A 20,539-nucleotide genomic window follows, 5' to 3' on the forward strand; every position below is an offset into this window, starting at 1 on the left:
CTACAGAAAAAAACGGCCCGGATTAATCCGGAAGCCGCTTATTGTTGGACTGAACGTCGTCCGTCCGGTTCACTTCGATCCGATCCTTCGACTTGCGATCTTCAGAAGTGTCATCCATGATGTCGCGAGCCCCCGCTTTAAACTCACGCAGCGTACGGCCAAATGCCCGTCCCAGCTCCGGCAGCTTATTCGGTCCGAACAGCAACAGCGCGATCAGAACCAGTAAAATAATGCCTGTAGGTCCAATACCACTGAACAATGTAATCACCTCTTCGCTTCAAGTGAGTATTCATCATTATAAAACGTCAATCCATGGCTTAACAGCCGTATAACCCGCCGTACCCCATGCTTACAATATCTGCACGAGTAATGATGTCACCGGCGAGAATACGCGGCAGCAGCACATCGAACGACGTGTAAGGATCATGCATAACGCATCCTGGCAGGCCCATTATAGGAATTCCGTTCAGATAACCCATCAACAGCATCGAGCCCGGCAGCATCGGCGTCCCGTAGCTGACGATATCAGCCCCGGCTTCCTTGATTGCGCCTGGCGTGCGATCATCCGGGTCAACGGACATACCTCCAGTTACTACTATCATATCATACCCTTTGTCATACAAGGAACGGATATGATTGACAATTGTTTGTCGGTCATCCGGCGAGAACCGCTGCTCGCCAACCTCCGATCCTAACGCTTCCAGCTTCGCTCGTACCGCAGGCCCGAATTTATCCTCGATTCGTCCGCTGAACACTTCGCCGCCCGTTGTCAGCAGACCGATGCGCAGCTTGTTGAGCGGGCGCACTTGAATGGGCGCCTCACCGCCGTTGGCCGCTCGATAAGCTTCGATTTGCGCCAACGCTGCCTCTACCTTCGCCTTGGGCAGCACCAGCGGAATCGCACGGGTAGCCGCAACCGGCTGGCCGATCGACACAAGCGCATGGCGCTTTACCGTCGCCAGCGCAATGTCGCCAATCTCGTTGATTGCCTCAACAAGAGCCGGAGGAATTACTGCAAGGCCCAGCCGCTCCGAGCGCAGCGTCACTTTGCCCTCATGCGGCTCCGTTAGCGTCAGGCCATCACCCAGAAGCGCAGATGCCAGCTGGCCGGCTGCGTCATCCTCATGCAAATCGTTGTCGCCAATTTCAAGCGTATAAATATGCTCTTTGCCGATATCCAGCAGCCCTGGAATATCCGCCTCGGTAATGAGATGGCCGCGTTTGTACTTGCGCCCCTTGAATTTCCCTGGGACAATCTGCGTCAGATCGTGAGCAAGTCGCATGCCGATCGCATGCGTGACCGGCACTTCGCGCATGACGGTCTCGCGACCAGCGCTTAACTCGTTCCCATTAGCGCTCATTGGCATGCTCTCCGATTCGGCCCGAAACGATGCCCAGCGCATGCGGCAGCTGATCCATCACCTGCATGAGGCATTCGTGAACGCCCTTCGGGCTGCCCGGCAAATTAATGATAAGGGATCGGCCGCGAATTCCGCTCACGCCTCTGGACAGCATCGCTCTACGCGTCCGGCTCATGCCGCCCATCCGCATCGCTTCCGATATGCCCGGCACCAGCCGGTCCGCCGTCTTAATCGTCGCCTCCGGCGTTACGTCCCGCGGGCCCAAGCCGGTCCCGCCCGTCGTAAGCACCAGATCGGCTTGATAATAATCCGTCATTTCGATCAGCGCGGCCATGATTTCGTCCTGTTCGTCAGGCACGATGCGATAATCGACAATTTCGCCGTTCAGCTCTTCCTCTACCAGCTCCCGGATCACTTGCGCGCTCGTATCCTCACGTTCCCCCTTGGAACCTTTGTCGCTCGCTGTCAGAATCGCCACTTTCCATTTCATGAACAATTCCTCCCATCACTTGCGGTTATTCGGCAGCAGGCTAGCTCCCGCTCCGGTAGTCCCCGCTCTTACCGCCGGTTTTCTCCATTAACCGTGTCGGTCCTATCGTCATATCCTTCTGCAGCGCCTTACACATATCATACACGGTCAAGCCTGCGGCGGAAACCGCCGTCAGCGCCTCCATCTCAACGCCTGTCTTGCCGGTCGTCTTAACAGTTGCTTCAATATATAGTTCGTCCTGCCCATTATCGTCAAAAGCGATATTCACGCCGCTTAGCGCAATAGGATGGCACATCGGAATCCAAGCCGACGTCTGCTTCGCTGCCATAATGCCCGCCACCTGCGCTACTGCGAGCACATCGCCTTTGCCAATCTTGCCGGCTTTGATCGTCTGCAAGGTGTCCGGCCGCATCGTAATCGTCGTTACCGCAATTGCCGTACGCGAGGTGACATCCTTATCCGTAATGTCGACCATCCGCGCCCGGCCTTGTTCATTAAAATGTGTCAAAGACTCCATGTCGTACCGCTCCTCCGTCCACTTCGGTAAATCGCCTGCTCCGTCACGATCGCATCCATGTAGGCATCATGACCATCCGTTGGCACCTGCTCGACCAATTGCTCCTCATAAGCCAAGCCAAGCCACGGCGGCATCAAGCCTCCTTCGATCCCGGTTGCAGCTTGCAGCGCATCGTAATACCGGTCGTAAAAGCCGGCTCCATAGCCAAGTCGGCCGCCCGTTCGATCGAACGCCAAGCCCGGCACGATTACGGCATCCGGGATAAAAGCGTTGCCGCATGGCGTTGCCTTCTCCGGATTCGGCTCTCGAATCCCGTATGCGCCAAGCGCGAGATCGCCCCATTCCCGAATCCAATACAGCGTCATCGTCCGTCCATCAGGCTCGCAGCGAGGCATAGCCGTTGCAACGCCGCTCCGCCAGCACCATTCGATCAAGGGCGAAGTGTCGAGCTCGCTTCGCAGCTGCACGTAGACAAACACGGTCGATACGCCCTCCGATTCGAGCAATTGGCCCAGTCTGGCGCAAGCATCCGATGACCATTCGGCGCGTGAAGCGATGCTCAGGGCATCCCGTTTAGCTTTCATCGTCGCGCGCAGCTCCGACTTTTGCCCCTTCCTCTCATCGACCATCCGCTATCGCTGCCTTTCTTTTCCATCACGTAAGCTTCTATATCGCTATTAGTTTACCATTGTTATTCCGCTTTCGCCAATGCGCATATAGTTTCGCAAACGAACGGAATCATGTAAACTGTCCCTATAGAAGGTAAAGTCCAAATGACCGAGTTTTCAACAGCTGCTATCCTAATATGACCTAATAAACGAATGAACCGATATCGAAATTGGAGGCTATCCTGACCATGCTGCTTCAAGTATCCGACTTGACCAAAAGCTACGGCATCACGCCGATTCTATCTCGCATAACATTCCAGATTCAGGAGCGCGAGCGAGTCGGGCTCGTCGGCGTGAATGGCGCCGGCAAATCGACGCTGCTGCAAATGATCGCGGGCGTTATTTCGCCCGACTCAGGTACGATTTACAAAGCAAAAGAAACGCGGATTGGCTATCTTGCCCAGAACAGCGGGCTGCAATCCGACCGCACCATAATAGAAGAAATGCGCGAGGTGTTCCGCGATCTAATCGATACGGAGCAAGAGCTTCGCCAGCTCGAGGTGGCGATTTCCGACCCTGAGCTGCAGCAGAACGAAAAACGTTACGAGGAAACGCTGGCCCGCTATGCGGCGCGTTCGGAGTATTTTCGCACCGAGGGCGGCTTCGAGATGGATACTCGCATTAAAAGCGTCCTGCACGGCATGGGCTTCGGGCAGTTCGATCCAGCGACAATCATCTCGACGCTAAGCGGCGGACAACGGACCCGCTTGGCGCTCGCGCGCATGCTGCTCCAAGCGCCAGAGCTGCTCATGCTCGATGAGCCGACCAACCACTTGGACATCGAAACGCTCACTTGGCTGGAAGGCTACCTGCGCAGCTATAACGGCTCGCTGCTCGTCGTATCCCATGACCGCTATTTCCTCGATGCGCTGGCAACGACCATCATTGAGATCGAGCGTCATGCCGCCAAACGCTACACCGGCAACTATAGCCGATACATCGAGCTCAAGGCAGCCGAGTATGAATCCCAGCTGAAAATGTTCGAGAAGCAGCAGGATGAAATCGCGAAGCTGGAGCAATTCATCCAAAAAAATATTGCGCGCGCCTCGACCACCAAGCGTGCGCAGAGCAGGCGCAAAGCGCTCGATAAGATGGAACGAATGGACAAGCCGTTAGGCGAGCTCAAAAAAGCGTATTTTTCCTTCGAAATCGACCGTCAGACCGGTAAAGACGTGCTTCATGCCGAATCGCTTTCCGTCGCATTCGAGGGCAGCAGCAAGCCGCTGTTCCGCAACGTCTCCTTCCGATTGGAACGCGGCGAAACGGTTGCGCTTGTCGGCCCTAACGGGATCGGCAAGTCCACGCTGCTCAAAGCGCTGATCGATCAGCAGCCGCTGGCGGAAGGCGAATTTCGCTGGGGAACGCATGTGAAGCTCGGCTTCTATGACCAGGAGCAAGCTACGCTGACAGGCACGAAATCCGTGTTGGAGGAAGTATGGAGCGCGTTTCCGGGCTTAGAGGAATCCCGTATCCGTACGGTGCTCGGCAATTTCCTATTCAGCGGCGATGATGTGCAGAAGAGCGTCTCCTCGCTAAGCGGGGGCGAGAAGGCTCGCGTCGCCTTGACCAAGCTGATGCTCGACCGCGCCAACGTCCTTATTCTCGACGAGCCGACCAACCACCTTGACTTGTTCAGTAAAGAGGTGCTCGAAGCCGCGCTGTTGGACTATGACGGCACGCTGCTGTTCATCTCGCATGACCGTTACTTCTTAAACAAAATGGCGGAGCGTATTGTCGAATTAACGCCGGATGGCTGCCAGCATTTCCTGGGAAATTATGACCATATGATCGAGAAAAAGCTGGAACGTGAAGAGCTTGCCGCGCAGGCCGAGGCGTCCACCACGTCGAAGAGCAAGCAATCGACTGCTGTAGAAACAGCCGCGCCAACCTCTTATGAAGCGGACAAGCAAGCCAAGCGTGACGAACGAACCCGCCAGCGCAAGCTTGAGCAGCTAGAGGGCGAAATTGCACGGCTGGAAGAAGAGATTGCAGCGCTTGAGCTTGCGCTCACCGATCCTTCGGTGTTCAACGATTATGTGCGCATCCAATCGATACAAGGCGACGTCGCATCGAAGAAAGCCGAGCTGGCTGCCGTGTATGAGCAGTGGGAAGGTCTTGTGGGCTAGCGAATTAGAAGCAATAGCATACAAAAATAGCGGAAACCATGGACTGAAATATACCCATGGCTTCCGCTTTTTTTAATCTATCATTTATTGCTTAGCGTCTGCCTAACAATAAAGGCATATTCCTTGGTCGAATCTCCCTGCTTGCGCGGAAGGACTGTGCTTCGGCTCTTACATTCGCTCCTCTTACTAGTACCGATCCGACGGATGGCCGAGCTCGGACGCAATCTCCATCCCGTCATTCGCCGCTTCCGTCCCGACATGCGAGTCGCTGCCGCCCCTCTTCAGCGACTGCTCGATCGCCTGCGCAACGGCTGCGCCGTACTCGGGGTCCGCTTGCGTGAAGTGGTCGACCATCCGGTTGCGGATGACATCTCGGCATTCGGACAAAGCCGCCCCGAGGTTGGCGACAAGGTCGCTGCGCTCCACTTCGTCCAAGCTGCGATAGGTCGCCCCCGCTTGGGCGAAGTCATTCGTCCGCTCGATCCGTTGACGGACGAGCTTAGCGTTATAAGCAGGCTCATGCTCCTTGCCCCGCTGCTGCGCCTCCTGCAGCCCGCCAAGCGATGAAGGCTCGTAATTGATATGCGGATTTTGTCCAGGCGCTATATCGACCTGATACACCATTTGCCCATCCCGCTGGTTCGTCGCCACATGCTTCTTCGGCGCATTGATCGGCAGCTGCAAATAGTTGGTTCCGACGCGATGGCGCTGCGTATCCGAATAGGAGAACGTGCGCCCCTGCAGCAGCTTATCATCAGAGAAGTCGAGTCCATCCACAAGAACGCCCGTGCCGAACGCTGCCTGCTCCACCTCGGCAAAATAATTTGCCGGGTTGCGATCGAGCACCATTTTGCCAACGGGGAGGAACGGGAACTGCTCAGGGTCCCACAACTTCGTCGGATCGAGCGGATCATAGTCAAGCTCCTGATGCTCGTCATCGCTCATAATTTGGACGCACAGCTCCCAGGCCGGATGCTCGCCGCGTTCGATTGCTTCATATAAATCCTGCGTTGCGTGATTAAAGTTTTTGGCTTGCACCTGCTCCGCTTCCGCAGCCGTAAAATTGCGAATGCCCTGCAGCGGCTCCCAATGATACTTGACCAGCACCGCTTCCCCCTGTTCATTCACCCACTTGTAGGTATTCACGCCTGAGCCTTGCATCTGGCGATAGTTGGCGGGAATGCCCCATGGCGAGAACAGGAAGGTCACCATATGCGTCGCCTCTGGCGAATTGGATACGAAGTCAAAGAAACGTTCATTGCTCTGAATGTTCGTTACAGGATCCGGCTTAAACGCGTGCACCATATCCGGGAACTTGATCGGATCGCGGATGAAGAAGATTTTCAAATTGTTGCCGACCAGATCCCAATTGCCGTCCTCGGTATAAAATTTCACCGCAAAGCCGCGCGGATCGCGCAGCGTTTCTGGCGAATGCCCGCCATGAATAACCGACGAGAAGCGGACGAATACAGGCGTCCGTTTGCCCGCTTGCTGAAACAGCTTTGCCCGCGTATATTTTGAAACCGGCTCGTCGCCAGCTTTGCCATATGCCTCAAAATAGCCATGCGCCCCTGCGCCTCGCGCATGAACGACGCGTTCGGGAATGCGTTCTCGGTCAAAGTGCGAGATTTTCTCAAGAAAATCGTAATTCTCTATCGCGGTCGGCCCGCGGCTGCCCAACGTCCGTACATTCTGGTTATCGGTGACAGGATGCCCCTGGCGGTTCGTTAGCGTCTGCTCTGTCTCTCCCTCGGCAAATCGCGTATCGGAAGCACTGCCCGCCTGAAGATCGGGCATGCTCTCCCTTTGATTCGGTTTGCCCTTATGATCATTAGAAACCATCTCGTTCCTCCGTTCGCAATTGTTGCTGGTACCTCCTCCATTATTTCTCACCCGAATCGGAGTTATGCACGTCCTGTCTATCCAAACCAGCGCTGGAAGAGCTAGCTAGAGGCTGCTTTTCGTTATTTCCAAAACTATGCACCTCATCCACAGGTTTATCCACACCCGTGAATAAATTGTTATACAATTCTGTCGAAATCAATCTCGAATAATGTAAGAGAAATAGCGGTTTGTCGAATGGCCTACGACCTTAGCACTGCATCCCCTCCCTTTTGTCCACGTTATCCACATTATCCACAATCAGCCTGTGAAAAAGTTGTCCACCTTTACATCACAATTACATGTTTCGATAAACCGAGGCCCAGCAAGCATTTGAAAGCGTTATCAACAATTTGGTGATCGTTTGTGGATAAATGGTAAAAAGAGCAGTCCCGCAGGCCGAACCGCCTGTGGAACTGCTCTTTTCGAATAGATGAAGCGAATCGCCGATTAACCTGCCGATTGTACCGGCGCTTCCGCCTGCCCGGCTTGACCAGCAGCTGTCGTCCCTGACTCTGCCTTGCGGCTGTTGCTCATGATCGCTTGGTTGCACGCTGCTACATAGGCCTGCGCCGCAGCCAGCACAATATCCTTGTGAATCGCCGTGCCGCGATAACGCTGATCCTCATAAACGGTCGTCACGACCGCTTCGCCGTACGCGCCTTCTCCAGTGGACAGCGAGTGCAGCTCCAGATCCTCGAACTCGCCGGCATTCGGGATCGCCTGCTGAATGCAGCGGATGACCGATTCCAGCGGCCCTTCACCGACAGCCGAGTATGAGCGCTCCTCACCGACTGAATCGCGAACCGTAACCGATGCTACACGGGAACGCTGCGTACCGGACACGACTTGCAGATCAACCAGAACGAACGGATCGGGCTGTGTTTCGGTCGCTTCGCCCGTAATCCGGACCAGCTCGCTATCCGTCACGATTTTGTTGACGTCAGCGATTTCGATGAACCTCTCGTAAATGCCCTGCATCTGATCATCGCTCACCTGAATGCCGTATTCGGACAGGCGATGCTTGATCGCGTGGCGGCCTGACGATTTGCCCAGAATGATCATGCTGCGCGGAATGCCCATTGCCTCAGGGTCCATGATCTCGAACGTATTGCGATTTTTCAGCAGGCCATCCTGATGAATGCCGGATTCATGCTGGAACGCATTGCGTCCGACGATCGGCTTATTGAAGGCGATCGGGAAGCGCATCGTGCGGCTGACCAGACGCGAGGTGTTGAAAATTTCGGCTTGCACAATGCCCGTCTCGGCCTGCAGCGCCTCTTTGCGCGTCTCGATTGCCATGACCAGCTCTTCCAGCGAGCAGTTGCCCGCCCGTTCGCCGATGCCGTTAACAGTAACCTCGACCTGCGTTGCTCCGCCGCGAATTGCCGCGATGCTGTTCGCAACCGCCATGCCCAGATCGTTATGGCAGTGGGCGCTGAATCGAACCTTATCCGCACCGCGCGCCTCCCGGCGCACCGTACGGAACAGCTCCTCAATCTCATGCGGCATCGCATAGCCCGTCGTATCCGGCATGTTGATGATCGTCGCGCCCGCTTCAATTGCCGCTTCAACCATCGTGATCAGAAACTCATGGCCGGTGCGCGTCGAGTCCATCGCCGAAAACTCGATTTCATCAACGAATTGCTTGCCGTAGCTGATCATGTCTCGCGCCATCTGAATGACCTGATCGCGCGATTTGCGCATCTGGAAGTCCAGATGAATGTCCGACGAGGAGATGAACAGATGCAGGCGGCGGCGAGCCGCGTCTTCCGTTGCCCGGACTGCCGCGTCGATGTCCGGTCGCATGCAGCGGGCGAAGCCTGCGATTTCCACATTTTGCAGCTCGCGCGAGATTTGCTGGACAGCTGCAAAGTCGCCCGGGCTTGAGATCGGGAAGCCTGGCTCGATGACGTCAATGCCCAGTTTTGCCAGTTGGCGGGCAATGACGATTTTACGGCCGGAATCAACAGCAGCTCCCGGGGATTGTTCGCCGTCACGCAGCGTTGTATCAAAAATTTGGATCCGGTTTTTATTCATCTCGATAGGGGATTGGTTCGTCATAGTTATTTCCTCCGCTCAATTTAGGTTTAGGTGAACCTGTAAAAATAAAAAACACAAGCCTATCGTCTCCCGCTCCGGCATCTGCCAGGGCGAATAAGAGACGACAGGCTTGTGTTCAAGCCGCTGCCGCGGTACCACTCTCGTTGACTCGTAGCCTGTTCAGCGATTGTACGCTGCAGGCGGCCGAGTCCGCTTTGTGCCGACAATGCCTGGTCCACAACTTCGGGGCCATTCAGCTTGTCGGCGTCCCGGGTAACGGCCGGACGGGCCGTAACGATGTACGCAAGCGATTCGCGGGAGCAACGCTCCGCCTTTCCCTTGTTCCACCGTTCCGCTCTCAGGCGAGTTTCCAACGTTCGTTCGGCTGCGTCGCACCGTCCCGCAGCTCTCTGGCACCCCGAATCGTCGTACTGCTCCTGTTCATTGCGTTATTGCTATGCTGGTTGTTGTTATGGTTGTTTCTATGCAAATCTCGTATGGAGATCTCAATGTTCCGTATGTGTAATGTGTCAACGTGATGGAATCGGCTTGATTCATCTGGTTTGATCATCGTAAAGCTTCAACAGGATTCGCTTAACATTCCAACTCGCAGCGATCGTACGCAATCTGATGACAACAAGAAAAGCCTGCCGTCTCTTGTATTGCAAGAGACGACAGGCTGTGTATGCCCGCGCGGTACCACTCTTGTTGACATCCGATTCGGAATAACCCGATTGAACGCCCACCTTAAGCGCATTGTCCTATCCGGCCGGACTAAGACAATGACGCACCTTATATCGGGGGTAAACCGTAATGGCGTACGGTCGAGCATCCGGTCGTCGACGAATCGACTTCGAGATGAACGATTCCGCCACTCCGCTCCCAGGCGAGCTTCAGATCCCCTTCGACTGCGTTGCACCCCCCCCCGCAGCTCTCTAGCGGCAGCCGACATTCCGTCAGGCTAGCCATCCCCGGTTGCTCTTACTATTCCTGTTCGTCGCGTTTGGAATTATTCAATATGCGATCTGTTGAAGCTATTATATGCACACGCACATTCCAATGTCAACACCCTATTTTTTAAGCAGTTGGACTTCCCACTGACCACGCTTCGAGCGACAGCTGCGGATCAGCTTTCATATCGAGCGATGTAAATTCGCCGGTTTTCCACTTCAAATGCGCGGCTGCGCCGATCATTGCGCCATTGTCCGTGCACAGCTCGAAGGGAGGTACGAGCAGCGGAATTTGAGCCGCCTCGCAGCTGGCTGCAAGCGCCGTGCGAAGCCCGCGATTCGCCGCAACACCGCCGCAGAGCAGCAGCTGGCGCGCGCCGAATTCGCGAACGGCACGCATCGATTTGCCGATCAGCACATCGATGACCGACTCTTGGAAACCGCGTGCAAGCGCAGCTGTTCGGAGCGTTTCGCCTTTCATCCGCGCCTGATTAATCGCAGCAAGAACCGCAGATTTTAAGCCGCTTAAGCTAAAATCATACGAATCAGGCTCCAGCCAAGCGCGCGGCAGCTCAATGACGTCGTCTGCGCTCACGGCGAGCTTATCGATATGCGGTCCGCCTGGATAAGGGAATTCCAGCGCCCGCGCCACTTTGTCATAAGCCTCTCCGACTGCGTCATCCCGCGTACGGCCGATGATGCGGAAGGAGCCTTCGCGCTCCAGCAGCACCAGCTCGGTATGCCCGCCGGATACGACCAGCGCCATGCAAGGGTAAACGATATCGTGAACCAGCGCATTCGCATAAATATGTCCGGCGATATGATGCGTTCCGATTAGCGGGATATCCAGCGCCATCGCATAGGTTTTGGCCGCCACGCCGCCCACAAGCAGCGCACCTACGAGACCGGGTCCTTGCGTAACTGCAATAGCAGACAGCTCGGCGGGCTTAACGCCAGCTTGCTCCAGCGCCTGCTCCATCATGAGCGTAATCGTCTCAACATGCTGTCTGGATGCAATTTCAGGCACGACGCCGCCGAACTGGCGATGCGTGTCGATCTGGCTGGAAATAACGTTCGACAATATATGCCGCCCATCGCGAACAACCGCGACTGACGTTTCGTCACAGCTTGTCTCGATCGCAAGCAGGAGGCTTTTTTCATTGAGCGCCTCTGCGCTGGCATTTGCACTTGCATCTGTAGCTGTCTGTTGCTCATACTTGTTCGTCATTGCTGTACTCCCGTCCAAGGCGCGCTCAACTCGACCCACATAATGAGCGCATCCTCGTTGTTATCCGAATAATAGCCCGGCCGCAAGCCTGCAGGTTCAAAGCCAAGCCGCCCGTACAGGCGCTGCGCGCGCTCGTTCGTGACGCGTACCTCCAGCGTCATCCGCAGCATGCCGGCCTCCTCCGCGTCGGCCATCTGCCGGCGCAAGAGCAGCTCGCCAAGTCCCATGCCTCGGCGGTCATGACGCACGGCAATGTTCGTGATATGCGCCTCGTCGATAATGGTCCACATGCCGCCATAGCCAATAATGCCTGTAGCGTCCTCCATAACCATGTAACGAGCAAAATGGTTGTTGGTCAGCTCATTCGTGAACGCTTCCGCCGTCCACGGCGTCGTGAATGCTTCCTGCTCGATCGATACGATGAACGGGATGTCCGCCAGGCGCATTTTACGGAAGGATATGTTCGAATGCTCGATTGCGTCACTCATTGGCTCTCACGCTCCGCTTGCTGCTTCTCGCGCAGCTTAACCTCAGCCTCGGTCAGCTGCGTATAGTTCGGCACGAATGCGTGCACGTCTTCCTGCTCGCCTCTGGCAATGCGGGCAGCGCCAAGAAGCGCGACGCTTCGCCCTTCCATCAGCGCCTGCGCATAGTCGACCTGCACGCCGATGCCCGCACACAGCTCGCGCAGTCGAATCAGCTCGGCTTCGTGCACCTGCACATCGCCGCCAATTGTAATCGACAGGCTGCCAGCCTGCGATGATTGCGCCCCGCTGCGATGCTCGGCTGCCAACGTATGCAGCCGATCCGCCCAGCTATTCATCAGACGAATGCCGTCATCCGCCATGCGCTGCCAATCCGCTTTGCCGTTGCTGACGAACGCCGCCGTATACACCTGCCCGCGGCGCGCGTCCATGATCGGAACGAACCACTGCTCATCGACTGATGCCTCGTCCGCGCCGATAGCCGCCGAACATTTTCCGTTCATCTGGCCGAAGGCTAATGCCTCCAAGCTGGAAACGCCTACAAGAGGCAATTGCCATGCCCATGCCAGCGTCTTCGCAACCGTTACCCCGATCCGCATGCCGGTATAGGAGCCTGGGCCCTTGCCTACTGCAATGCCGCCAAGCTCCTGCTGCGTTAATCCGCGGGAAGCCAACAAACCTTTCAGCTTGGAGACGACCTCGACGGAATGGTTGCGTTCCGCGAGCGAATGCGCTTCGCCCAGCACCTCGGTGCCTTGCACGATCGCCATCGCCATCGTCGCCGTCGACGTGTCCAACGCGAGGACGACCGGCCGTTTCTCCGCGTTTGTTTGCTCTATTGCTCCGCTCATGCCCGCTTTCCTCCTTGCTGTTGCTCCAACCATAGGGACCACTCCTGCACGAATGCCGATTCGCGCGCCCCAATCGCTTTTAGCTCATATTGCCGTCGCTGATCCCCCAGGTTCGCGATGCGAAGATGGAGCCGATCGGGCGGGAGCAATTCCTCAATAAGGCTTGCCCATTCCACAATCGTAACGCCTTCGCCAAAAAAATAGTCATCCAAGCCCAGATCGTCCGCTTCATCAACCGACAATCGGTACACATCCATATGATAAAAGGGCATCGAGCGCCCCTCGTATTCTTTGATAATCGTAAAGGTCGGACTGTTCACGATGCCTGCCACGCCCAGCGCCGCAGCAAAAGCTTGGGAAAACCGGGTTTTGCCCGCTCCCAAATCGCCATCAAGCGCCAGAACCGTACCCGGCTCCGCCCACTGGGCGATCCGCTGCGCCAGCTCGATCGTGTCGGCTTCCGACTCGCCCTCCCATTCGAAGATCGTCTTTACCTGCTTGTCCATTCGTTCACCGTTCTCCTTCTGCTCGTGATCGATGCGCTGTCCCGCTTCACGCAAAATGGTTAAATCCCCGCTTCGGGATCGGCCGCCTGCGCTCCGATGAGGAGCCGCCGCCATTGCCAGCCGTCACCAGCATGACCTCCGGGTCTCCCGCTTCTACCTCGCCAATGAGGTAAAAAGGCAGGCCCTCCTTGGCAAATTCGGCTTTGGCCGCTTCCGCATCGGCAGCATCAATCGTTCCGAGCAGCACGTAATCTTCGCCGCCAAACAGCATCCATTCCAGCGCATCCCCCTGGACTTGACTCGCATAGCTAACAAGCGCGCCGCTGCGAGGCAGCGCGCGGTCCCGCAGCACGAGCCGAACGCTCGAAGCTTGCGCGATTTCCCACGCTTCGCTGGCCAGCCCGTCGCTGACATCGTTCAGCGACGTGCAGGTGCCGCGCGATAGCAGCAGGCGCCCGGCCCGCACCGATGGCGCGGGCCGCCGGTGCGCGCGCACGAGCGCCTCGGGCACGCCCGAGGCTGCTTGCTCCGCGCGGCTGGGCGCGCTCGCGCCAGACGCTTGCGCGTCGTCCGCCGCGCAAGCAGGCACGGCAAAGCCGTGCCCCGCTGCTGCGGCAGCGTCCGCGCTAGCCGGCTGCGCCGCGGCGCCAACCCCTGCGCCCCCGCCGCAATCCGCGGCGAGCAGCGCATGCAGCCCGGCCCCGGACATGCCGACGGGGCCGGTCAAAAACACGGCGTCGCCGGGCTTCGCCCCGGAGCGCCGAAGCGCGCGTCCCGCCTCCACCGTCCCAACGACGGTGACGGCGACGACCAAATGCTGCGGCGACGACGTCGTATCGCCGCCAATGATCGCGACGCCGTACCGCTCGGCGCACGCATAGATCCCGTCGTACAGCCGGCGCATGCGCTCCGGCGTCCAAGCTGGCGGCACGCTCACCGATACGAGCGCGTGCCGCGGAATGCCGCCCATCGCTGCGATATCGCTCACGTTCGCGGCTAATGCTTTGTATCCGATGTCCGATTCTGTCATCGTCCCATCGTTAAAATGCACGGTCTCCACCATCGTATCGACCGCCAATACCCATTGCCAGCTATCCGTCGACCCGGCCGGCGCTTCCACGACTGCGGCATCGTCTCCAATGCCGATGACGACCCCCTGCTTTCGCTGCCAGTCCGCCTCTTGGCGCCCCGCCGTCCAATGGCCGATGCTCGCGAACTCGTCCACCACTTCCGCCTCCAAGCCGCTCTTTCGTCTTACAGTCCCACCAACGATATTCATTCGCCGATTCTCTGCGTTGCCCTTATTATATCGGGCTGTGTCAGCTCCCGCAACAAAAGGAAAGCATGTCCAGCGCATGCAAAAAGCCGCGACCGTAAGGCTTCATGCCCCCAATCGCGGCCTTGCTGCATTGCGCAGCCCGCTTAGTGAATATCTTTCTTCTTGAAGCGTCCGCCCTTCACGTCGTGAATATTGCCGACCGCCAGGAAAGCAGAATCGTCAATCTCTTGCACGATCGACTTCAGCTTCGCTTCCTCCAGGCGCGTAACAACGCAAAAGATCACTTTTTTGCTGCCGCCCGAGAAGGCCCCTTCGCCGTGCAAATACGTAACGCCGCGACCGAGGCGGCTCATAATGGCATCACCGATAATTTCCGAATTATCGCTGATGATCCATACCGACTTGGATTCGTCAAAGCCTTCAATTGTGATGTCAATCATCTTGAAGGCCAAATAATACGCAACGAGCGAGTACATCGCGCGGTCCCAACCGAATACGAAGCCTGCACTTCCTAGGATGAAGAAGTTGAAGAACATTACAATTTCGCCGACAGAGAACGGAATTTTCTTGTTCACGAGAATCGCTACGATTTCCGTACCGTCCAATGAACCGCCGGACCGGATGACGATGCCGACGCCAATGCCGAGAATGACGCCGCCGAATATCGCAGCCAGGAAGGTATCGTCGGTAAACGCCGGTACCGGATGAAGCAGGAAGGTGCCGATCGACATGACAATAACGCCATATAACGTAGATAATGCAAACGTCTTGCCAATTTGCTTGTAGCCGATAAACAGGAACGGCAAGTTCAGCAAGAAGAGGAATACACCGATGGGAACGCCCGACAGATGAGAACTAATGATAGATATACCCGTGATGCCGCCATCAATAATATTGTTCGGAACTAGAAAAATTTCGAGTCCGACTGCCATCAAAATTGCGCCAATGGTCAGAAAGACGATCCGCCGCGCAAGCTCAATCTTCGTCAACTTACTGTGCTGGATTTGTACCATAGTTGTCCCCCGCTTTCTCGTTGTTTCGCTTTACTATTTATAGTATACATGAAAAACGGCTCAATTTGAACCAAATTCCATCGTTTTTGTTCAAATTCGCTTGTTTTATTGACTAAAATTCATCCGATCTCGCGTTATCCTATCGTTATCGAATCCAATCTTCAATTATCGCAAAATGTCTGAAAAGTGTACGCGCAATTTCCATCTGCACTCGCTTGCAGCGGCCAGCGTTGCGTATGTTTCCCTAAATTCATCCATTTCAAACAGCCAGCAAGCCTCTATTGCATCCCGGCGGCAATTCTTTTATGCTGAACGTACCTGGTCAACAGCAGGAATTCGATTATTTTTCGGAGGGATCATCTCGATGGGCAAACGCCAAAAAAGCCGCGCAGCAAGCGCAGCCAACCGAACAGCCAAGGAACGAGCCGAGGCGATAATGACAGGGGCAGGACGCAATCAATGGGTGCGCAAGCCGCACACGCAAGTCGTGACGAATCGCAAGGCAGAACAGCGCCGTACGTGGTGCCGAAAAGGCACGGACGACGGCGCTGTCTTATTTTGGAGCGTTAGCTGCTGACTAGCCTTTGTCCTCGACAAGACGATCAACCGACACCGTGTGCGTGTTCTGCGGCGTCCCGCCAACTTGAACGGTCGCCATGCCGTTGGCTTCGTCGACGCTCTCGATCCAGACAGGCTCCCCCTCCAGATGAACGCCGATCGTTGCGCTTGACTCGTAAATTTGTTTCGCCCGCTGAATGTCCATTTCGTTATCCCTCCTTGGCTTCCTCATCGTTTAACTGCGCCAAATAATTATCCATATAATCCGTGGTCGACGCGTCGATCAGGCCATTATGCACCGTCACTTGACCGCCTCCGAGCCCCTCGTTTACCATCCGATCGATATCCATCTCATAGCTGTCCCGACCATCATGCCGGGAATCCGTTTGTGCGTCTGGGCCGCCCGCTTCCCCTGTATTCGTTACGTTTTCGTTAGCCATATCGCAGATGAACCTCCTAAGAATGTGAATGTCTAGCGGAACACGATAAAGCTGCGCGCAACTGTCGCCTTGTTCCTCTTCGAAAAATATGCCCTCCGCGGTTGAATCTCATGCGTTGCGGGAACGATGGTAATAAAAACGATGGAGGTGCGATTCAATGCATACGGTATGGAAAGGCGCCATCAGCTTCGGACTTGTGCATGTTCCCGTCAAAATGTTTTCAGCAACGGAGGATAAGGATATCTCCCTGCGCATGATTCATCGCCCTTGCGGCAGCCCGATCTCCTACGTTCGATCCTGCCCTAGCTGCGAGACCGAGGTCGAATGGGACGATATTATGAAAGGCTATGAATATGAAAAAGGACGGTTCGTCCTGTTCGAGAAAGAAGAGCTTGAGCAGCTGAGCGGCGAGAAATCAAAGACGATTACGATTATCGATTTTGTCGCGCTGTCGGACATCGATCCGATCTACTTCCAGAAGACGTACTTCCTATCGCCTGACCAGGCTGGCGGAAGCGCCTATCAGCTTCTTATGGAAGCCATGAAGCAATCGGGCAAAATCGGCATTGCGAAAGTATCGATTCGGCAAAAAAGCTCGCTCGCCGCGATTCGCGTCATGGGCGATTGTCTCGCGATGGAGACGATCTTTTACCCGGACGAGGTTCGCTCGCCCCAGCAGGTGCCCGGCCTTGGCGAGGCCAAGCCGGTAAATGAGAAGGAGCTGGCGATGGCGTGCATGCTGATCGACCAGCTGTCTACACCGTTCGAGCCGGACAAGTATACGGATGATTACCGGACGCAGCTGATGGATATGATCCAGCACAAAATCGCGGGCGAGGACGTGCGCGTCGCGCCGCAGGCAGAGCCGTCGAGCGTGCTCGACCTGATGGCGGCGCTGCAAGCGAGCCTCGAGGCTGCGCGCAGCGGCGGCGCTTCGGCAGCGCCGCCTGCCGTGGCCGTCGGGCCGATCCCGACGGCCAGCGGCGACGACAGCGCAGCCGCAGCCGGCGCTGCGAAGGCGCCTGCCGCGAAGCGCAAGTCGCGCGCGGGCAAAGCCGCTGCCGCGGGCGATGCGGCGGCTGCCGAAGCGACGCCGGCGGCGGCGCCTGCATTGGCAGCCGCGGGCGACGGCACGGCGGCGCCGGGCGCGAAGCCGCCGCGCAAGCCGCGCGCGGCGAAGAAGGCCGCGCAGTAGCGCGGCTGCGGTTGCACGCAGTAGGGCAGAGAAATCTGCCCTATTCTCCTCTGGGCTGCGGGAGCGCCCCAAGAGGGCATATTTATGTTCCATATTCGCCCCCAACCGGCGGGAGCGCCCCATTAGGGCATATTTATGTTCCCTATTCACCCCCAGTCGACGGGAGCGCCCCAATAGGGCATCTTTTTGTTCCCTATTCGCCTCCAGTCGGCGGTATCGCGCCCATAGGGCATATTTATGTTCCCTATTCGCCCCCAGTCGGCGGGAGCGCCCCAACAGGGCATATTTATGTTCCCTATTCGCCTCCAGTCGGCGGGAGCGCCCCATTAGGGCATATTTTTGTTCCCTATTCGCCCCCAGTCGGCGGGAGCGCCCCATTAGGGCATATTTTTGTTCCCTATTCGCCTCCAGTCGGCGGGAGCGCCCCAATAGGGCATATCTATGTTCCCTATTCACCCCCAGTCGGCGGTATCGCCATGAATAACCTCAAAAAGACACAGACTTGCAGCAATAAGCTGCATCGCCTGTGCCTTTTTTGCTATCCCTATCATTTGGAGAAATTCGCAGTGGTTATACTTTTATCCACACTCCTGATCCGATTTTTGCCGCCGAACAACAGCAGCAAAGCAGGGAGCAGCATGCCTCGTACGAGGAACGTATCCATAAGAACGCCAGCTGCCATAATTATTCCGAACAAATACAATTCCTGAAGTGGCTGAGTCGCGAGCACACCGAACGTGGCTGCCAGCAAAAGCCCTGCCGACGAGATTACGCCTCCTGTTTGCGCGACGCCTCTTCGTATGGATTCAACCCACGGCAGCTTCCTTGCTTCTTCTCGGATACGAGACACGAGCATGATATTGTAATCGACGCCGAGCGCGACGAGAAATACAAATGCATATACCGGAATCCGATAGCTAATAGCCTCGAAGCCAAAGCCGAAATGAAGCACAAGCCACGTTAATCCCAAGGTACCCGCGTAAGACAGCAGAATCGTGCCCAGCATGAGCAGCGCTAACCGAGCTGAACGCGCTTGCCAAGCAAGCATAACTGCGAGCAATGCGGTAATTAACGCAATCAGCACCCGTGTATCCTGTTCATTCATTGCTCTTACATCGGTTTGAAGCGAAGTTTGTCCGGCAAAATATAACGAATACCACTCCGGATCCAGCCCGCTCTCCGCGATCAGCTTCGGACCGTCCGCCCGTAGCCGTTCTAACGTATCAAGCGATTCCTGCGCGTAAGGGCTGCCTTCCATAAGCAGCTGCTGACGCAAGGCCAGCTTGTCGCTTGCCATTTCAAAACCGCCGTATTCCCCGGCAGGCTTGCCAGGCTCCAGCTTGTTAGCGGCGGCTAACCCGCTCTGCTCCGACAGCAATTCGCTTAAGCGCTTGATTGCCTTTCCATCCCCAGCATCTTGAGCCATCGGTTCCTTCGCTGCTAGAACCGCCTGTACGGGAGCCAGTCTGCCCGGCGGGTAACTCCGCTCCAGCTGTTCGTAGCCAATTCTCGAAGAGGTATCCGATGGGAAGGATTGCAGCAAATTAAACGAATACCTTATACCGGACGTTCCGATCGTCCCCGCAACCAATACCAGCAGCAGCGGAATCGCCGTAAGCGCCGGACGGCGTACTACGAAGTTAGCGATTCGAAGCCAAATAGGCGGCCGTTTTGCCGAGTAAGAATCATCTTTGGCATATTCATCATATGTCGCATAGGTTTCAGGCTTAGCCATAGCCTTGCGGCCGACTTTGCTGCGCTTCAGCAGCCGTCCTCCCGTCAATGCAAACACCGCTGGCACCAGCGTCAACCCTGCGAGCAGCATGACGATAACCGTCACAGCGAACACCGCCGCGAACGAGTGATAAGGCTTGAATACCGCAGCCAGCAATGCCAGCATCGCAACCAACACCGTGCCGCCGCTGAACATAATCGGTTCTGCAACGCTGCGCATCGTGCGCGACATTGCAGCATAACGCGTCAGCTTCTCTGCCTCTTTGCTTCCCTCACTGCCTTGATTACCCGCAAGCCCTTCGCTCACAGCCTCACGGAATCGACCGTACACGAATAAGCAATAATCGGTTACGACGGCGAACAACAGAATCATCATAATCGATAACGCTTGCTTCTCGACGGTGAACCATCCCCACTCGGCGCCAAGGCCAATGAGGCGATCGGTTATGGCATAAGCAACACCGGCAATCAGCAATGGCAGCACGGCGAGCAGAGGCGAACGATAAATGACGAGCAGCAGCACAAGCAGGATGGCAACTGTCGCCAGCATGAGAACAAAATCCGCGTTGCGAAACAATTCGATTGTGTCTGCCGCAATGCCAGCAGGCCCTGTAATCGCGAACTGCAGCTCCCCGGATTGAGACGGCGCTGCCGCAATAATCGCTTCCACTTTGTTGCGTACGAGCTTCAGCGTTTCGTCAATCGCATCCGAATCCATATTTGGCGAAAGAGAGAGGCTCAACAGCGCGGTCGTTCCATCCTTGCTGACCTGCCGATGACGCTCCGCTTCCGATAGCTTGCTGTAAGGGGCGACGCCCGAAACCGCTGCTGGCGCGTCCTTCGACTCAAGCCATTGGCTAACCTCCAGCACAGCAGCTTCATCCTGCGGCCCTAACGGCTGTTCCCGATAAAATACGAGCAGCGCCGTCAATCCATCGCCTGAAGGAAAGTGCTTTGCCAATTGCTCTTGCGCTTCGGCGGAAGGCACCGCATTCCGTACATGCCCTTCTCCTCCGTTTACTGCGAGCGTCTTAGCCGAAGGAGCAACTGCCCCAAGTATAATCGTGATGAGGAGCCACGCGATAATGATGCCCAGCGCTTTCTTTCGACTTCCGAATAACGAGAGATAACGAGCCTTCCATTTTGCTCGAATCATCCATCATCAACCTCCATTCCTCTTGCTTCCCTCATGGTAGGATCGCAATATGAACGGA

At 56.3% G+C, this 20,539-nt stretch carries 19 protein-coding genes; 3 read left to right on the forward strand and 16 right to left on the reverse strand.

Going from position 1 to position 20,539, the window contains the following annotated elements:
• Positions 1-22: 22 nt before the first annotated feature.
• The 5 genes from PAECUDRAFT_RS07395 to PAECUDRAFT_RS07415 are packed head-to-tail and all read right to left on the reverse strand — an operon-like array spanning position 23 to position 2,997.
• Positions 23-259 carry a twin-arginine translocase TatA/TatE family subunit gene (locus PAECUDRAFT_RS07395; RefSeq protein ID WP_006037494.1) on the reverse strand — a complete coding sequence of 79 codons (237 nt, stop codon included), beginning with the start codon at positions 257-259 and terminating at the stop codon, positions 23-25.
• Positions 260-317: 58 nt separating this feature from the next.
• Positions 318-1,361, reverse strand: coding sequence for a molybdopterin-binding protein (locus tag PAECUDRAFT_RS07400; RefSeq protein ID WP_006037495.1), 1,044 nt, complete (start codon positions 1,359-1,361; stop codon positions 318-320).
• A complete protein-coding gene (locus tag PAECUDRAFT_RS07405) occupies positions 1,351-1,851 on the reverse strand; it encodes a MogA/MoaB family molybdenum cofactor biosynthesis protein (protein ID WP_006037496.1) in 501 nt (166 codons plus the stop codon). The genes PAECUDRAFT_RS07400 and PAECUDRAFT_RS07405 overlap by 11 nt, the downstream gene beginning before the upstream one ends.
• A gap of 40 nt (positions 1,852-1,891) precedes the next feature.
• Positions 1,892-2,368 carry a cyclic pyranopterin monophosphate synthase MoaC gene (gene moaC, locus PAECUDRAFT_RS07410; protein ID WP_006037497.1) on the reverse strand — a complete coding sequence of 159 codons (477 nt, stop codon included), beginning with the start codon at positions 2,366-2,368 and terminating at the stop codon, positions 1,892-1,894.
• Positions 2,356-2,997 carry a 5-formyltetrahydrofolate cyclo-ligase gene (locus PAECUDRAFT_RS07415; RefSeq protein WP_006037498.1) on the reverse strand — a complete coding sequence of 214 codons (642 nt, stop codon included), beginning with the start codon at positions 2,995-2,997 and terminating at the stop codon, positions 2,356-2,358. The genes moaC and PAECUDRAFT_RS07415 overlap by 13 nt, the downstream gene beginning before the upstream one ends.
• A 227-nt stretch (positions 2,998-3,224) precedes the next feature.
• On the opposite strand from PAECUDRAFT_RS07415, the gene PAECUDRAFT_RS07420 reads away from it, so the two are divergent.
• Positions 3,225-5,162: an ABC-F family ATP-binding cassette domain-containing protein gene (locus PAECUDRAFT_RS07420; RefSeq protein ID WP_006037499.1), complete on the forward strand. Its 1,938-nt coding sequence runs from the start codon at positions 3,225-3,227 to the stop codon at positions 5,160-5,162.
• A 186-nt stretch (positions 5,163-5,348) separates the two neighbouring features.
• On the opposite strand, the gene PAECUDRAFT_RS07425 is transcribed toward PAECUDRAFT_RS07420, so the two are convergent.
• From PAECUDRAFT_RS07425 to PAECUDRAFT_RS07460, 8 genes are all read right to left on the reverse strand, one after another.
• Positions 5,349-6,959 (reverse strand): catalase, encoded by a 1,611-nt coding sequence (locus PAECUDRAFT_RS07425; RefSeq protein WP_040711897.1) that lies wholly within the window; start codon positions 6,957-6,959, stop codon positions 5,349-5,351.
• A 534-nt stretch (positions 6,960-7,493) separates the two neighbouring features.
• Positions 7,494-9,107 carry a 2-isopropylmalate synthase gene (locus PAECUDRAFT_RS07430; RefSeq protein WP_006037501.1) on the reverse strand — a complete coding sequence of 538 codons (1,614 nt, stop codon included), beginning with the start codon at positions 9,105-9,107 and terminating at the stop codon, positions 7,494-7,496.
• Positions 9,108-10,163: 1,056 nt separating this feature from the next.
• Entirely contained in the window at positions 10,164-11,264 is a 1,101-nt protein-coding gene (tsaD, locus tag PAECUDRAFT_RS07435) for a tRNA (adenosine(37)-N6)-threonylcarbamoyltransferase complex transferase subunit TsaD (protein WP_006037502.1), read from the reverse strand.
• Positions 11,261-11,752 carry a ribosomal protein S18-alanine N-acetyltransferase gene (gene rimI / locus PAECUDRAFT_RS07440; protein ID WP_006037503.1) on the reverse strand — a complete coding sequence of 164 codons (492 nt, stop codon included), beginning with the start codon at positions 11,750-11,752 and terminating at the stop codon, positions 11,261-11,263. Before rimI ends, tsaD begins: the two co-directional genes overlap by 4 nt.
• Positions 11,749-12,600, reverse strand: a complete 852-nt coding sequence (tsaB, locus tag PAECUDRAFT_RS07445; RefSeq protein WP_006037504.1) for a tRNA (adenosine(37)-N6)-threonylcarbamoyltransferase complex dimerization subunit type 1 TsaB — start codon at positions 12,598-12,600, stop codon at positions 11,749-11,751. The genes rimI and tsaB overlap by 4 nt, the downstream gene beginning before the upstream one ends.
• The gene (tsaE, locus tag PAECUDRAFT_RS07450) at positions 12,597-13,106 is read right to left on the reverse strand and encodes a tRNA (adenosine(37)-N6)-threonylcarbamoyltransferase complex ATPase subunit type 1 TsaE (protein WP_006037505.1); all 510 of its coding nucleotides are present in this window, start codon (positions 13,104-13,106) and stop codon (positions 12,597-12,599) included. The genes tsaB and tsaE overlap by 4 nt, the downstream gene beginning before the upstream one ends.
• A 46-nt stretch (positions 13,107-13,152) precedes the next feature.
• On the reverse strand, positions 13,153-14,385 hold the full coding sequence (locus PAECUDRAFT_RS07455) for a thiamine-phosphate kinase (protein ID WP_050794292.1): 1,233 nt from the start codon (positions 14,383-14,385) through the stop codon (positions 13,153-13,155).
• A gap of 143 nt (positions 14,386-14,528) precedes the next feature.
• Positions 14,529-15,398 (reverse strand): YitT family protein, encoded by an 870-nt coding sequence (locus PAECUDRAFT_RS07460; RefSeq protein WP_006037507.1) that lies wholly within the window; start codon positions 15,396-15,398, stop codon positions 14,529-14,531.
• 364 nt (positions 15,399-15,762) lie between these two features.
• On the opposite strand from PAECUDRAFT_RS07460, the gene PAECUDRAFT_RS07465 reads away from it, so the two are divergent.
• Entirely contained in the window at positions 15,763-15,975 is a 213-nt protein-coding gene (locus PAECUDRAFT_RS07465; RefSeq protein WP_006037508.1) for a hypothetical protein, read from the forward strand.
• On the opposite strand, the gene PAECUDRAFT_RS07470 is transcribed toward PAECUDRAFT_RS07465, so the two are convergent.
• Positions 15,976-16,161, reverse strand: coding sequence for an H-type small acid-soluble spore protein (locus tag PAECUDRAFT_RS07470; protein WP_006037509.1), 186 nt, complete (start codon positions 16,159-16,161; stop codon positions 15,976-15,978).
• Between the two features lie 4 nt (positions 16,162-16,165).
• Positions 16,166-16,396: a hypothetical protein gene (locus tag PAECUDRAFT_RS07475; protein ID WP_006037510.1), complete on the reverse strand. Its 231-nt coding sequence runs from the start codon at positions 16,394-16,396 to the stop codon at positions 16,166-16,168.
• A gap of 157 nt (positions 16,397-16,553) precedes the next feature.
• On the opposite strand from PAECUDRAFT_RS07475, the gene ku reads away from it, so the two are divergent.
• Positions 16,554-17,591 (forward strand): non-homologous end joining protein Ku, encoded by a 1,038-nt coding sequence (ku, locus tag PAECUDRAFT_RS07480; protein ID WP_006037511.1) that lies wholly within the window; start codon positions 16,554-16,556, stop codon positions 17,589-17,591.
• A 547-nt stretch (positions 17,592-18,138) separates the two neighbouring features.
• Here ku and PAECUDRAFT_RS07485 read toward each other — a convergent pair.
• The gene (locus PAECUDRAFT_RS07485; protein WP_006037512.1) at positions 18,139-20,481 is read right to left on the reverse strand and encodes an MMPL family transporter; all 2,343 of its coding nucleotides are present in this window, start codon (positions 20,479-20,481) and stop codon (positions 18,139-18,141) included.
• Positions 20,482-20,539: the final 58 nt, after the last annotated feature.

The organism is Paenibacillus curdlanolyticus YK9 (genome assembly GCF_000179615.1).
Lineage (GTDB): Bacteria > Bacillota > Bacilli > Paenibacillales > Paenibacillaceae > Paenibacillus_T > Paenibacillus_T curdlanolyticus.